14 protein-coding genes are annotated in these 14,253 nt (G+C 40.0%); 4 read left to right on the top strand and 10 right to left on the bottom strand.

The features are described from left to right. Window positions 1-81 precede the first annotated feature (81 nt). The 4 genes from fusA to AC1M9N_RS13635 form a co-directional block, all read right to left on the bottom strand. Window positions 82-2,217: an elongation factor G gene (gene fusA, locus AC1M9N_RS13620; RefSeq protein WP_035268315.1), complete on the bottom strand. Its 2,136-nt coding sequence runs from the start codon at window positions 2,215-2,217 to the stop codon at window positions 82-84. 131 nt (window positions 2,218-2,348) lie between these two features. Beyond that, window positions 2,349-2,819 (bottom strand): 30S ribosomal protein S7, encoded by a 471-nt coding sequence (gene rpsG / locus AC1M9N_RS13625; RefSeq protein ID WP_004648014.1) that lies wholly within the window; start codon window positions 2,817-2,819, stop codon window positions 2,349-2,351. Between the two features lie 180 nt (window positions 2,820-2,999). After that, window positions 3,000-3,374: a 30S ribosomal protein S12 gene (gene rpsL, locus AC1M9N_RS13630; protein WP_004648013.1), complete on the bottom strand. Its 375-nt coding sequence runs from the start codon at window positions 3,372-3,374 to the stop codon at window positions 3,000-3,002. A gap of 171 nt (window positions 3,375-3,545) precedes the next feature. Then, a complete protein-coding gene (locus AC1M9N_RS13635) occupies window positions 3,546-4,973 on the bottom strand; it encodes an EcsC family protein (protein ID WP_481596647.1) in 1,428 nt (475 codons plus the stop codon). Between the two features lie 275 nt (window positions 4,974-5,248). Here AC1M9N_RS13635 and AC1M9N_RS13640 point away from each other — a divergent pair, with 275 nt between their 5' ends. Further along, the gene (locus tag AC1M9N_RS13640; RefSeq protein ID WP_035268310.1) at window positions 5,249-6,478 is read left to right on the top strand and encodes a beta-ketoacyl synthase N-terminal-like domain-containing protein; all 1,230 of its coding nucleotides are present in this window, start codon (window positions 5,249-5,251) and stop codon (window positions 6,476-6,478) included. 28 nt (window positions 6,479-6,506) lie between these two features. Next, a complete protein-coding gene (locus AC1M9N_RS13645) occupies window positions 6,507-6,959 on the top strand; it encodes a CopD family protein (RefSeq protein ID WP_481588043.1) in 453 nt (150 codons plus the stop codon). Between the two features lie 53 nt (window positions 6,960-7,012). On the opposite strand, the gene AC1M9N_RS13650 is transcribed toward AC1M9N_RS13645, so the two are convergent. The 4 genes from AC1M9N_RS13650 to AC1M9N_RS13665 form a co-directional block, all read right to left on the bottom strand. After that, window positions 7,013-8,434, bottom strand: coding sequence for an amino acid permease (locus AC1M9N_RS13650; RefSeq protein WP_092768649.1), 1,422 nt, complete (start codon window positions 8,432-8,434; stop codon window positions 7,013-7,015). A gap of 134 nt (window positions 8,435-8,568) precedes the next feature. Beyond that, window positions 8,569-8,928 carry a RidA family protein gene (locus tag AC1M9N_RS13655; protein ID WP_035268302.1) on the bottom strand — a complete coding sequence of 120 codons (360 nt, stop codon included), beginning with the start codon at window positions 8,926-8,928 and terminating at the stop codon, window positions 8,569-8,571. A 56-nt stretch (window positions 8,929-8,984) separates the two neighbouring features. Continuing rightward, window positions 8,985-10,088, bottom strand: coding sequence for an alanine racemase (gene alr / locus AC1M9N_RS13660; RefSeq protein WP_481611153.1), 1,104 nt, complete (start codon window positions 10,086-10,088; stop codon window positions 8,985-8,987). Between the two features lie 44 nt (window positions 10,089-10,132). Beyond that, window positions 10,133-11,392, bottom strand: a complete 1,260-nt coding sequence (locus tag AC1M9N_RS13665; RefSeq protein WP_481592386.1) for a D-amino acid dehydrogenase — start codon at window positions 11,390-11,392, stop codon at window positions 10,133-10,135. Window positions 11,393-11,530: 138 nt separating this feature from the next. Here AC1M9N_RS13665 and AC1M9N_RS13670 point away from each other — a divergent pair, with 138 nt between their 5' ends. Further along, complete coding sequence (locus AC1M9N_RS13670; RefSeq protein WP_092768640.1) at window positions 11,531-11,995, top strand: winged helix-turn-helix transcriptional regulator; 465 nt, start codon at window positions 11,531-11,533, stop codon at window positions 11,993-11,995. A gap of 54 nt (window positions 11,996-12,049) precedes the next feature. Here the strand turns inward: AC1M9N_RS13670 and AC1M9N_RS13675 are convergent, their stop codons facing one another. Continuing rightward, the gene (locus tag AC1M9N_RS13675) at window positions 12,050-12,697 is read right to left on the bottom strand and encodes an HAD-IA family hydrolase (RefSeq protein WP_481589576.1); all 648 of its coding nucleotides are present in this window, start codon (window positions 12,695-12,697) and stop codon (window positions 12,050-12,052) included. A gap of 83 nt (window positions 12,698-12,780) precedes the next feature. Here AC1M9N_RS13675 and AC1M9N_RS13680 point away from each other — a divergent pair, with 83 nt between their 5' ends. Continuing rightward, complete coding sequence (locus AC1M9N_RS13680) at window positions 12,781-13,548, top strand: hydroxymethylpyrimidine/phosphomethylpyrimidine kinase (RefSeq protein WP_035268321.1); 768 nt, start codon at window positions 12,781-12,783, stop codon at window positions 13,546-13,548. Between the two features lie 33 nt (window positions 13,549-13,581). On the opposite strand, the gene AC1M9N_RS13685 is transcribed toward AC1M9N_RS13680, so the two are convergent. Next, on the bottom strand, window positions 13,582-14,250 hold the full coding sequence (locus AC1M9N_RS13685) for a nuclease-related domain-containing protein (RefSeq protein WP_481596643.1): 669 nt from the start codon (window positions 14,248-14,250) through the stop codon (window positions 13,582-13,584). Window positions 14,251-14,253: the final 3 nt, after the last annotated feature.

Consider the following 14,253-nt stretch of genomic DNA (forward strand, 5'->3'; position numbering starts at 1 on the left):
TTTTAAACTACTCATGGAGGATCACTCCATGAGCACTTGGTTTTAAACTATGAATTAGTTGGGCTTATAGTAATCGAAAGATTACTCGTCGTCACCTTTTTTACCACCAGCTTGGAACTTAGCAATGATGCCTTCAGCCACGTTACGTGGAGTTTCAGCATATTTAGCAAATTCCATAGAGTAAGTCGCACGACCTTGAGACATAGAACGCATGTGTGTTGCGTAACCGAACATCTCAGAAAGTGGAACTTCAGCACGGATTGCTTTAGTACCGCCAGGTAAATCGTCCATACCTTGAACCATACCACGACGACGGTTTAAGTCACCCATGATATCGCCCATGTAGTCTTCTGGAGTTTCTACTTCAACTTTCATGATAGGTTCAAGAAGAACAGGATCTGCTTTCATGAAACCATCACGGAATGCGTAAGAACCCGCCATTTTGAACGATAATTCGTCAGAGTCGACATCATGGTAAGAACCATCGAACAATGTCGCTTTGATGCCAACAACTGGGTAACCAGCTAGGACACCATTCTTCATACGTTCTTGAATACCTTTGTCTACAGCACCAAAGAATTCTTTAGGTACAACACCACCAACAACTTCTTCAGCGAACTCGTAGTCTTTACCAGCTTCAGGATCCATTGGCTCTAAACGTACATATACGTGACCGAATTTACCTTTACCACCAGTTTGACGAACAAACTTACCTTCTTGCTCAACAGATTTTTTAATCGTTTCGCGGTAAGCAACCATTGGTTTACCAATGTTCGCTTCAACACCGAATTCACGCTTCATACGGTCAACGATGATGTCAAGGTGAAGCTCACCCATACCAGCAATAATAGTCTGACCAGATTCTTCATCAGTACGAACGCGGAATGATGGATCTTCTTTCGCCAAGCGGCCCAAAGCAACTGACATTTTTTCTTGGTCAGCTTTAGTTTTAGGTTCAACTGCAAGTGCAATTACTGGCTCTGGGAATTCCATACGCTCCAATGTGATCACGTTGTTTTCATCACAAAGTGTATCACCTGTAGTCGTATCTTTAAGACCTACACATGCCGCGATATCGCCCGCACGAATTTCTTCGATGTCATGACGGTCATTAGCGTGCATCTGTACAATACGACCAACACGTTCACGTTTAGATTTAACAGGGTTATAAACTGCACTACCAGCTTTTAGAACACCTGAGTAAACACGAACGAATGTCAAGTTACCAACGAATTTGTCGTTCATAATTTTGAACGCAAGCGCAGCAAACGGTGCTTCATCAGACGCTTCACGAGAACCTTCTGTCTCATCTTTGTCGTCTAAGATACCTTTAATTGCTTCAACGTCAGTAGGTGCTGGTAAGAATTCAATAACAGCATCCAACATACGTTGAACACCTTTGTTTTTGAACGCTGAACCACAAAGCATTGGTTGAATTTCATTCAACAATGTACGTGCACGAAGACCACCGATGATTTCTTCTTTAGTCAAATCACCTTCTTCTAGGTACTTATCCATGAGTTCTTCTGATGCTTCTGCAGCAGCTTCAACCATGTTCGTACGCCATTCTTGAGCAAGCTCAACAAGGTCAGCAGGAATTTCACCGTATTCAAACTTCATACCTTGAGATGCTTCATCCCAGATAATCGCTTTCATTTCGATAAGGTCTACTACACCTTGGAAGTTTTCTTCTGCGCCAACAGGAATCACGATTGGCACTGGATTACCACCAAGACGTGTTTTTACTTGTTCAACAGCACGGAAGAAGTTTGCACCAGTACGGTCCATTTTGTTAACGAACGCAATACGAGGTACTTTATATTTATTTGCTTGACGCCATACAGTTTCTGACTGAGGTTGTACACCACCTACAGCACAGTAAACCATGCACGCGCCGTCAAGAACACGCATAGAACGCTCAACTTCGATCGTGAAGTCAACGTGTCCCGGTGTGTCAATTACGTTAATACGGTGTTGTTCGAACTGGTTACCCATACCTTTCCAGAAGCAAGTTACTGCTGCTGAAGTAATAGTAATACCACGTTCTTGCTCTTGTTCCATCCAGTCAGTTGTTGCTGAACCTTCGTGAGTTTCACCTAGTTTGTGGCTCTCACCTGTGTAGAACAAAATACGTTCAGAAGTCGTTGTTTTACCAGCATCAATGTGTGCTGAGATACCAATGTTACGGTAACGAGAAATTGGGGTTTGACGAGCCATGATTTCTTGCATTCCTAAATTTTGTTGTTTAAAACAGGACGCTTTAAGCTGCTGAGCAGCTTAAAGCGATTCGATGACAAATCAGTGAAACCCGACTTACCACCCTCCTGAATAGGGGCTGTTTTATCCGCTTAGAAACGGTAGTGAGAGAAGGCTTTGTTGGCTTCAGCCATACGATGCACATCTTCACGTTTCTTGATCGCTGAACCTTTACCTTCAGCTGCGTCAAGCAACTCACCAGCAAGGCGTAACGCCATAGTTTTTTCAGAACGCTTAGCAGCAGCATCTACTAACCAACGCATCGCTAAAGCAGTACGACGGGATGGGCGTACTTCCATAGGAACTTGGTATGTAGCACCACCAACACGGCGTGCTTTTACTTCGACCATAGGACGAACTTTTTCAAGAGTAGTCTCGAAAAATTCAACTGGGTCTACTTTAGATTTTTCTTGAACGCGGTCTAAAGCACCGTAAACGATACTTTCAGCAATAGATTTTTTACCATCTTGCATTACGTGGTTCATGAACTTAGCGATTGTTTGGCTGCCGAACTTAGGATCCGGAAGGATTTCACGAGCAGCGACTACGCGACGTCTTGGCATTTTAATACTACCTATAAATATGACACTTCAGGTTTATCCAGCAGCAGTACAAAGTGTCATGTACTATTCGCTGGCCTTACTACACGTCGCTTGAATTTCACAAAATTAAATGCAGAAATCAGACAAGCGAGACGATAAAGGATTGCAGTTCTATACGTTTAAGAAAATGATCTAGTTAGATTATTTCTTAGGACGCTTAGTACCGTATTTAGAACGAGACTGGTTACGATCTTTAACACCAGCACAGTCTAAAGAACCACGAACGGTATGGTAACGTACACCTGGTAAGTCTTTAACACGACCACCACGGATAAGAACAACACTGTGCTCTTGTAGGTTATGGCCTTCACCACCGATATAGCTAGATACTTCAAAACCTGAAGTTAAGCGAACACGGCAAACTTTACGCATTGCTGAGTTAGGTTTTTTAGGTGTAGTTGTGTAAACACGTGTACAAACACCACGACGTTGTGGACAAGCCTTCAACGCAGGAACTTTTGATTTTTCAATCAAAGTCGTACGACCCTTACGGATCAACTGATTTGTTGTTGCCATGTGGCAATTCTCCCGTTAATAAAAAGCCCCAAAAAATACTACTTTTTGAGGGCATGCAATTGTAAGCCAAGAAGTAAAAATGGTCAACATTCAACATGACATCAAATATTGACCATTGTGTGCTTACAACGAAATTTTCAGAATGATTTGATCAACCATTCATAACTAAATTTATTGTTTTTTCTGTGAAGTAGGTAGTGAGTTTGCTGCTTCGTCTTTCTTTTTTGAATTACGACGCTTAGGGGGCACTTTTACCTGCACAATAGGTTCGCCTTGAGGCTGGTCTTTATCAGCGTCTTGAACACTTTCATTAGAAGCCGATTCCACATGTTTTTCAGCTAAGGCCTTAAGACCATCCTCAACACTGACCACTTCTTCTTTTTCAGACTCGGTAGATTTTGCTTCAATTTTAATTGCTGAAATTGAATCATTATGAACTGCAGACTCATCAACTTGAATAGACTCTTCTCCTTCAAGTTTTTTTGCAAACTCTTCAACCTCAACCACTAACTCATTATTGATTGACACTGCGGAATTCAATGCGAGTGAAGATTGCTTTAATAATTCTGTACCGCGCTCAAAGGCCTCCTGAACAGATACCTGCTCATCTGGATGTTGGAGAATGTACTTCTGTGCTCCTGAAAAAACAGCTCTAGCTTTAGTATGAGCCTCTTCCACCAAACGCCAGCTATATACTGCACCAATACCAGCACCAGCCACAGGTGCTAATTTAGATAAAATTGAAATTTGAGGAATCTGATTCAACCAATTCCATTTATAACCACCTTCAGGATTACTCAGCCAATTTTTTAAAGCCGTGAAGTCGTTACTAGAGCCCAATAGGGTTTGTAGCTGATGAGTATCTTGTGTTTCCAATAAATTTGCGACTGTTCTTAATGCCACTAAAAGTGTTTGCTTTTCCGCAATAACACCTAAATCGACTTGTTTGAATACATACTCAACGATCTCTTGCTCTTGACGATGATTAAGTTCAAAACCGTGCGCGCGCCCTTCTTGGTAAATACTACGCAACGTAAATGCCAACGAGAAAGGAATATCGATGGCCGTACCAACTACGCCTGTCGCACCAGACACTGCCCCCTGAACCGCTGCAATCAACTTATTTTGATTGGCTAATGCTTCACCGATACGATTCGCACGATCAGGGCTTGATTTAAGTTCATCCAAGCTTTTTGCACCAACTTCCTTTAATACATGCTCAACTGAACTTAACTCAGAAACAAAATCATTCAATTTATCAAAAAAATAATCTGCAACTTTGTTGTTTAAGTCCGGAGAGATAAAAGAAGCAACATTATTTAATTTACTGTAATGACGACCAAAAATTTTTTGAGAAACTTGAGGGACATGATCACGAAATAATTGTTGAGGGGTTTCGTACTTTTTTTGTTCAGTCATTTTTCTCTCATCTAAAGTTATGTCAATAATTTTTTGTGGATCAGGTTGTTGCGTCAATTTCGCAATTGATCCTGGTGCAACATGTTGTGCCAGTTCAAATCCAGTAGCACTGAGCTTTTTAGCCACTCCAAATGCTTTTAATACCAGTCCGCTAGATTGCTTATTATTAGAATTTGCCATTTACAACCCTCCTTCGCATTTATCACTTATGTTTAAAATTCTATGCGCAGTCAAGAGTTATCTCAACTTTATCGTGTTTTATTCGGTTGCAATATAGTGAACATATCTGCCAATAAGCGTTTTAACGCTGCGATATTGATTTGCCATAAGAATTTAAAATAGATTCTGATATCATGATACGAATTTTTGACAAGATCTTATGGACTTTTACATCCAATCAAATCATCGATGTGAATTTTTCCATAAAATGACTTCACCATAATAGGGAATTGTAAATGAAACGTGTTGTAATCACTGGTATGGGCATTAACTCATGCATTGGTAATACATTAGAAGATGTAAATCATGCCTTACAAAATGGTATTTCAGGCACACGTTTTAACCCAACTTATGCTGAACTTAATTTTAAAAGTCATGTTAGTGCTGCAGCAGAACAAAATTTTGACGGTATTGACCGTAAACTGAAACGCTTTATGGGTGTATGTGCGATGTATGCCTATAACGCTGCAGTCGCTGCGGTTGAAAATGCGGGTCTAACCGCTGAAGATCTTGCGGGCAATCCTCGTTATGGTATTGCGGGTGGTTCAGGCGGCAACTCTACAGCTTCTGTCGCTGAAATGATTGAACTTCTTGAAGAGAAAGGCGCACGTAAAATTGGCCCTTTCTTTGTTCCACGCAATATGTCAAATACTATTACAGCTAACGTTGGTGTGGCATTCAAATTACAAGGTATCGCTCACTCTATTACAAGTGCTTGTGCAACCTCAGCTGATGCCATTGGTTACGCATACAACCTGATTCAACTTGGCAAACAGGATCTAATGCTCGCTGGTGGTGGTGAAGAAGACCATTGGTCACAAAGTCTATTATTTGATGCAATGGGTGCTTTATGCTCAAAATATAATGACTCACCAGAAACCGCTTCTCGCCCTTACTCTGCTGATCGTGATGGTTTTGTCATTGCTGGCGGCGGTGGTTTCGTGGTACTTGAATCTCTTGAGCATGCTCAAGCGCGCGGTGCAAATATTCTTGCTGAAGTCGTTGCATATGCAGCCAACTCTGATGGTGCTGATATGGTCGCACCATCAGGTGAAGGTGCAACACGTTGCATCTTGATGGCACTTGATGAAGCAAAACAGCATGGTGTTGAAAAAATTGATTATGTAAATACACACGGCACATCTACACCAGCTGGTGATGTGACTGAATTGAAAGCAATGGAACGCGCATTCGGTGAAGGTCAAGTACCACCTTTAAGTTCAACAAAATCTATGACAGGTCATAGCTTAGGCGCTGCAGGTGTACAAGAAGCGATTTACTCTATTCTCATGATGCAGAATGACTTTATTGCACCAAATATCAACGTTACTGAGCTTGATGAAGGTGCAAAACCATTTGATATCGTACTTGAAAAACGCGATACAAAACTGAATACTGTAATGAGTAACAGTTTTGGTTTCGGCGGCGTAAATGCCTGCCTCATTTTCAAGAAATGGGAAGGCTAATTTAATTCCGCCCATAATGGGTGATTAGATGGATGCTCCTTCAGATGCTTTCCTATGGGTAAAAGCATTACATATTATTGCTGTGGTATGTTGGTTCGCTGCTTTGTTCTATCTACCACGGCTTTATGTTTATCATGCGATGAGTGACGATGCCATAAGTCATCAACGCTTTGAAGTCATGGAACGTAAGCTTTATCGTGGCATTATGTGGCCTGCGATGATCGCAACATTGATCACTGCACATTTTTTAGTGGACTGGGGTGATGCAACTCGACATTATCATGAAGCTTTATGGTTTTATTTAAAAGTTGGTTTAGTCGGATTACTGGTCATATACCACCTAGTGTGTGGATATTACCGTAAAAAACTCATTGATAATGCACACTATAAAAGTCATAAGTTCTGGCGCTATTTCAACGAAATGCCCACATTGATCTTATTCGCAGTTGTAATTTTAGTTGTGGTCAAACCTACATTCTAACTAAAGAATATAAAAAAACCTCCATTCGTGGAGGTTTTTTCTTTCTCTAAAAATTAATTATGGTTACGCTTACGCATACGTGGTTTATAAAGAACACGGTATGTTACAGCTAACAGAATCAACCAGATTGGGCTAATCATCAAAGCTTTAAGCGTGTCTGGCTCTAAACTTAAAATGATTAATGCAAATAGCAAAAATGCCAATACAACGTATGACATTGCCACTCCACCCGGCATTTTAAAATTCGACTTTTCATGTAGCTCAGGTCGCAATTTACGGTAGCGTATATAGCACACCATGATAATCGCCCAAATACTAATGAAAAGAATCACACACAGCGAACTTGCTAATGTAAAAGCTTCCATCGTATTTGGCACAAAATACTGAAATGCTGCACCGGCCATAATAAATGTACATGAAAAGATTAATCCCTTAGCAGGTACGGCACGACTTGAAAGTTCTGCTAGCTTTTGAGGGGCTTGGCCGTCACGGGCCAATCCAAATAACATTCGACTGGTAGAAAAGACACCACTGTTCATGGAAGACATCACAGAAGACAAAACCACTAGGTTCATAATCACAGCAGCTGAACCAATACCCGCAAATAAGAATAATGTGACAAATGGACTTTGATCTGCTGGGATATTGATCCAAGGTGTCACAGACATAATCATGATCAACGAAAGCACATAGAAAATGATAATACGTGTCGGAATAGCATTAACCGCTTTTGGTAAATTTTTTTCAGGATCTTTGGTTTCCGCAGCCATCGTCCCGAGTAACTCTACACCAACAAAGGCAAACATTGCGATTTGAAAGCCTGCCAAAAAACCCATGGTTCCTTTCGGGAACATTCCACCATGAGACCAAATGTTACTGAAGCTTGCAACAGCACCACTTGGTGACTGAAAACTCGTAAACACCATGAAGGCACCCACCAAGATCAATCCAATAATGGCTAGAATTTTGATTAATGCAAACCAAAACTCAATTTCACCAAAAAGTTTTACAGTGACTAAGTTAATTGCGAGTATGAATAAGACACATCCTGCACTAATCGCTGCTTGCCCCATTGGGGTAAACATTTGATCTGGAGGTAACCAAAAACTGAGATAATTGATAATTGCTGCTAAATCAGCAATACCGACCAAAATCCATCCCAGCCAATAGGACCAACCAATATAATACCCTGCACCTGGTCCAATGAGATCATGTGCCATATCAATAAATGATTTGTAGTGCAGATTAGATAAAAGAATTTCACCAAGGGCACGCATCAAGAAAAAAAACATAGCACCAATAATCATATAAATGATGATGATTGAAGGTCCTGCAAGTGAAATCGTTTTTCCTGAGCCCATAAACAACCCTGTACCAATCGCTCCACCGATGGCGATGAGTTGTAAATGTCGATTTGAAAGCTTACGCTGTAATTCATTGGGAGATGATTGTTCATCAATATTTGTGGTTGTCATTATTCAACATCCTTTTACACCATCTAATCTAATCGATCAGCCTAAATTCCGCTTCAAACTGAGATTCGAGAGATTTTGTTATTATGAGAGGAGCCATAAATGACTCTTCCTCGTGAATTCTTACTTATATTCAGTTATTTCAATGCAGCAATCACTGCGATTTCAATTAACCATTCTGGATTAACTAAGTCAGCCTGAATGGTTGCTCGTGATGGTGGTATTGAATCCTCCATCCATTCAATCCAAATTTGATTGAAGATTTGAAAATCTTCCAAATTCTTCACGAAAACTTGTGCTGACAATAAACGAGATTTATCTGTGCCTACTTGAGCCAAAAGAGCGTCGATCGTATTCAGCACATCTTTCGTTTGTAAGGCGATATCAGGCGTCGTAATCTTAGGTACTTGACCAGAAAGATAAGCCACTTGATTAAAGACTGTAACTGCACTCATCACGCCATTACTATTGAATTTTTGAATATCCTGATTTTGCATATTAATTCCTTGATTACTCAGTATCGATCCTAGTGTTGATCGTTGAATTTTTAACATTAAATTTCTAGAACAAATGGAACCCGCGTCGTTACGCCACACATTAACTCATATCCCACAGTACTCGCTCCTGCAGCGACCTCATCAATCGGTAACAAACTTCCGTACTTTGAGACGCCCCACAGTACGACTTCACTGCCAATTTTTGCATCTTCAATATGCGTGATATCAACAGCTAGCATGTCCATACTTACACGACCAATTAAAGAAGTTTTTTGCCCATTCACAAGCACTGCTGTGCCAGATTGAGTAATCCGTTGATATCCATCTGCATATCCACAAGCGACAATGCCAATTTTCATAGCTTGTTCTGCAAAAAATGTCGATCCATAGCCAATACTTTGCTGAGGATTAATTTCTTGAATTGCAATCAATTCACTTCTTAAAGACATTGTTGGTTTTAAGTCCCAATCTTGAATAGTATGGGTTGGATAATCCGGTGAACTCCCATACAACATAATGCCACTACGTACAATGTTAGAGTGGACATGATTGGCATGTCTAAGAATGGCTGCGCTATTACTTACTGAGCAAGGACCACCTAAAGCACTGACGATTTGATTGAATACTGAAATTTGATAGTCAACGCCAACCTGATTCAAGCGCTCGCCATCAGCATCAGAAAAATGTGTCATGTGAGTGATTGATGACACTTGCGGCAATTCAGTTAACAGACTCCAAATTTCAGAGTAACGTTGAGGTTGGAATCCTAAACGATTCATGCCACTGTTCATTTTCAGAAAAATATTAAAATGAGCATCTAAACCGCACCGATTAATCCATTCGAATTGAATCTCATTATGAACGGTAAATTGAAGTTCCAAATCATGACACAACTGTAAATCCGCTTCTTGAAAGATACCTTCCAAAAGCAAAATTGGGCCTTTCCAACCTAAATCTCGAACTCGTTGTGCTTCACTCAGCTCTAGAAGTGCAATCCCATCAGCATCCTTTAAGGCTGAATAAATGCGCTCGATCCCATGGCCATAAGCATTAGCTTTTACAACAGCAAAAATTTGGGCATTTGGCACATGTTGCTTAGCAACTTTCAAATTATGTTTGATTGCGTTTAAATGAATGACAGCCTGTATCGGGCGAGACATATTCCTTGTCCTATTATATTTTTTAATAGCAAACCACGCAGCCTTTAAGCTGCGTGGTTATAACGTTGAATTGAAAGTCCATCGGTACTAATCTCTGGAGTCCGATTCAGCACTAAATCACTAATCAGCTTTCCAGAACCACATGCCATGGTCCAGCCGAGCGTGCCATGTCCAGTATTTAAAAATAGATTCTTATATTTAGTCGCACCGATAATAGGCGTACTGTCTGGTGTCATCGGTCGTAGTCCCGTCCAGAAACTGGCTTGTGCCATATCTCCACCTGGGAACAAATCACGTGTTACCATCTCTAAGGTGCCACGGCGATCCTCATTTAACTCTTTATTAAAACCACTTAACTCAGCCATCCCACCAACACGAATTCGTTGATCAAAACGAGTTATTGCAATCTTGTAGGTTTCATCCAATACGGTTGATTGAGGCGCATATTGCGCATCCACGATAGGTATAGTTAATGAATATCCCTTTACTGGATAAATGGGCAAATCTAGACCTAATGGTTTAATAAAATCTCGTGAATAGCTACCGAAGGCAAGTACATAACGATCTGCTGTAAGTACTTGACCGTCGACAACAACGCCTTTAATTTCATCACCTTCAACTACGAGTTTTTCAACATTTTGATTAAATTTAAACTCAACACCAATACCTTTTGCATATTCAGCAAGCGCGTTGGTAAAGATATAGCAATCACCAGTCTCATCATTTGGAAGATGTAAGCCACCGACTAATTTGTCTTTAACTTCCGCTAATGCAGGTTCAACTCGACCTAGACCTTCACGATCTAATAACTCAAATTCGACACCTGTTTCTTTTAAAACTTCAATGTCTCGTTGAACTGCGTCTAATTGCGCATCCTTACGAAAAATTTGTAATGTTCCTTTTGAACGATTCTCATAAGATATGCCAATATTTTCGCGTAATTCTCTTAAACAATCTCGACTGTATTCAGCAACACGTACCATACGCTCTTTATTGATGGCGTAATGTGCCGCATTGCAGTTCTTCAACATTTGAGCCATCCATTTCAGCTGCCACAAGCTTCCATCTACATTAATTGCTAATGGTGCATGATGTTGAAACATCCATTTAACCGCTTTAAATGGAATTCCTGGTGCGGCCCATGGTGTAGAATACCCAGGAGAAATCTGTCCTGCATTGCCAAAACTCGTTTCTTCGGCAGGACCTGATTGACGATCTAATACAGTGACGCTTGCTCCTTGTTGCGCTAGGTAATACGCACTTGCAACACCAATGACACCACTACCTAATACAATAACGCGCATGAACTATCCCTCAGCACTGTGTAGTTTATTTCACTAGTATATTTTTGCTTTAATAGTTTTTTTCACTCTTTTAATCGTTATAATTTAGGTAATTTAAGGGTTTTATCCTGAAAAAATTAAAAAATAAGGAAATTATTCATGCGGAAATTAGATCGCACTGATCGTATGATTTTAGATATTCTGCAAAAGGACGGTCGTATTGCCATTAGTGAACTGGCTGCAAAAGTAAATCTTTCTACAACCCCATGCTCGGAAAGAGTGAAAAGACTAGAAAGAGATGGCATTATTATGGGCTATTACGCCCGATTAAATCCGGAGTTATTGGAGCGTAATTTACTCGTCTTTCTAGAAATTAAGTTATCGGCGAAATCTGGAGATGTTTTTGATCAAGTCGCCAAGAATTTAGTTGAGATACCTGAGGTATTAGAGTGTCATTTAATTTCAGGTGAATTCGATTACTTGGTGAAAGCGAGACTAAAAGAAATGAGTGCTTATCGCCAACTACTGGGTGACCTGCTTAAAATGCTTCCCTCCTCTGCATCCTCCCATAGTTACATCGTGATGGAAGAGGTCAAAGAGTCCTTGTACTTGGATCTAAGCTAAGCTACGAAGAGCAATCTCTTGAGAGTTGCTCTTGAGCCCAAATTTCGGCTTAGATTAATCAACGTAATTTAAAATTTGATGGAAAGCTTGAATTCTGGCTTTGGGTGCAGCAGCGGCTAACTCTGCATCACTGCCATAACCGTATTCCACCGCAATCGTTTCAATCCCATTTTTTCGAGCACCGATAATGTCATGCTCTCGGTCCCCTACCATTAAACAGGTTTCTGGCTTAATTTTTTCTCGCTCTAAAATATATGCAATAAGTTCAGCTTTATTGGTGCGGTCACCATTTAACTCACTGCCATAGGCATAATCAAAATACGGTGTGAGATTGAAATGTTCAAGAATTTTCTGGGCATACACCTCAGGCTTTGCAGTAGCTAAAAACAATCTGTAACCTTTGTTCTTAAGTGTTGCCAATGTCTCTGCTACATCTTCAAATAATAAATTTTCAAATAAACCTTTTACAGCAAAGCGTTCACGATAACCAAGTAAAGCCTGTTCCGCCAAATCATCATTCACATCAACCTTCAAAATTTTGGCCAACGAGGCTTTTAAAGGTGGTCCAATAATCCAATCAATATTCTCATCCTCCGCGATAAGATGACCTACTTTTTCTAAACCATAACGTGCAGAAGTCGTAATACCCACTTTAGGATCAGTTAGCGTTCCATCTAAATCAATGAGAATATTTTTAATCATGCTGTACCTTTTTTAGAAATGCTATCGAGACTTCTCAGAAACTTGCCTATACTACTCCAAATTGATCGATGAAGGACATTGTTGTGCGCCCTACTGTATTGTGCTTTTCTGGTTTAGATCCATCTGGTGGTGCTGGCTTACAAGCAGATATTGAAGCGATCGGCCAAAGTGGTGCTCATGCAGCAATCGCATGTACAGCGTTAACCATTCAAAACTCTCAACAAGTTTTTGGATTTGAAGCAACCTCAAAAGATTTACTGCTGGCTCAAGCGAATGCTGTAGTGAACGATCTTCCTATCAAAGTAGTGAAATCTGGCATGCTCGGCACTACCGACAATATCGCCGCTTTGGCAGAATTCCTAAGAGCACATCCTGATTTCCAATACGTACTCGATCCAGTTTTGGTTGCCAATAGTGGTGGCTCATTAGGAAATCAAGCAACATTGGTCAAGGCTTTTGTTGAATTGATTCCTCTTGCTACGATTCTTACACCGAATACCGTTGAACTTCGCGCATTAACAGGCTGTGAAGATTTAGATCAAGCTACACAGAAGTTATTTGAAATGGGTGCTAAAGCTGTATTAGTCAAAGGTGGTCACGAAGACACACCGACTTATATTAGAAATGCACTCTACATCAACGGTGACATGGTCTCTGAAACAAAATGTCCTCGTCTTGAAGGTGAGTATCATGGTTCAGGCTGTTCTCTTGCTAGTTTTATTGCAGGGAGGTTGGCACAAGGTGATCAAATTAAAAATGCAGTTCACCATGCGGAAACATGGCTATTTGGTGTATTAAAACGTGCTGAAATCCCAGTTGAAGGTGGCCAAAGAATTCCAAAACGCTTCTAAATAAAAAGCCCACTGACTGTGGGTTTTTTTTTATTAATCTTTTAGTCTTTCTTTGACTGATCGGATATGTTCTCTATTGGTTTTCCACGATTTTTGAAGCGCTGCTTTTTCAATACGATATTTAATTCTCTGTAGTCTACGATCATCAATCACTTTCATTTGGTAGCTTTTAACTTCTTCAATCCAACTTTTACCCCAATGAACATGTACAGGAATTGGTGTTTTAAACTCACAATTAGGCACGAAAACTATTAACCCATGTATCGACAGATTTGAATCGATTAAATCTTTTAACAATCCCTCTAAAACCTTTATATGCTTGTAGTTTTGGTGCAATGGATTTTGAAATTTATGGCTAGATTTATAAATTTTTTGAGTCCACATTTTTTGATGTGATGAGCCAAAAATCCAACCTTTATAGTTTTTGGTCTCAATCACAAATATTCCATAAGGACTCAATAAAATATGGTCAATCTGTGTGGTCTGATTGTCCTGATCCAAAAATGTTAGATCATTCAGTAAAATATAGTCCTCATTCAAAATTTTTTTTGCATGATATTGGACAATGTATTCACCCAATTTTCCTTTGATATAAGGTACAAACATTTTGAATACAGGGATGATTGCTAGAACTAAGATCAACCACCATAACTGCGATATGAGATTAAAAACAATTGTAATTATAGGATTTTCATTAGACATAAT

Source organism: Acinetobacter sp. ANC_7655 (assembly GCF_056784015.1).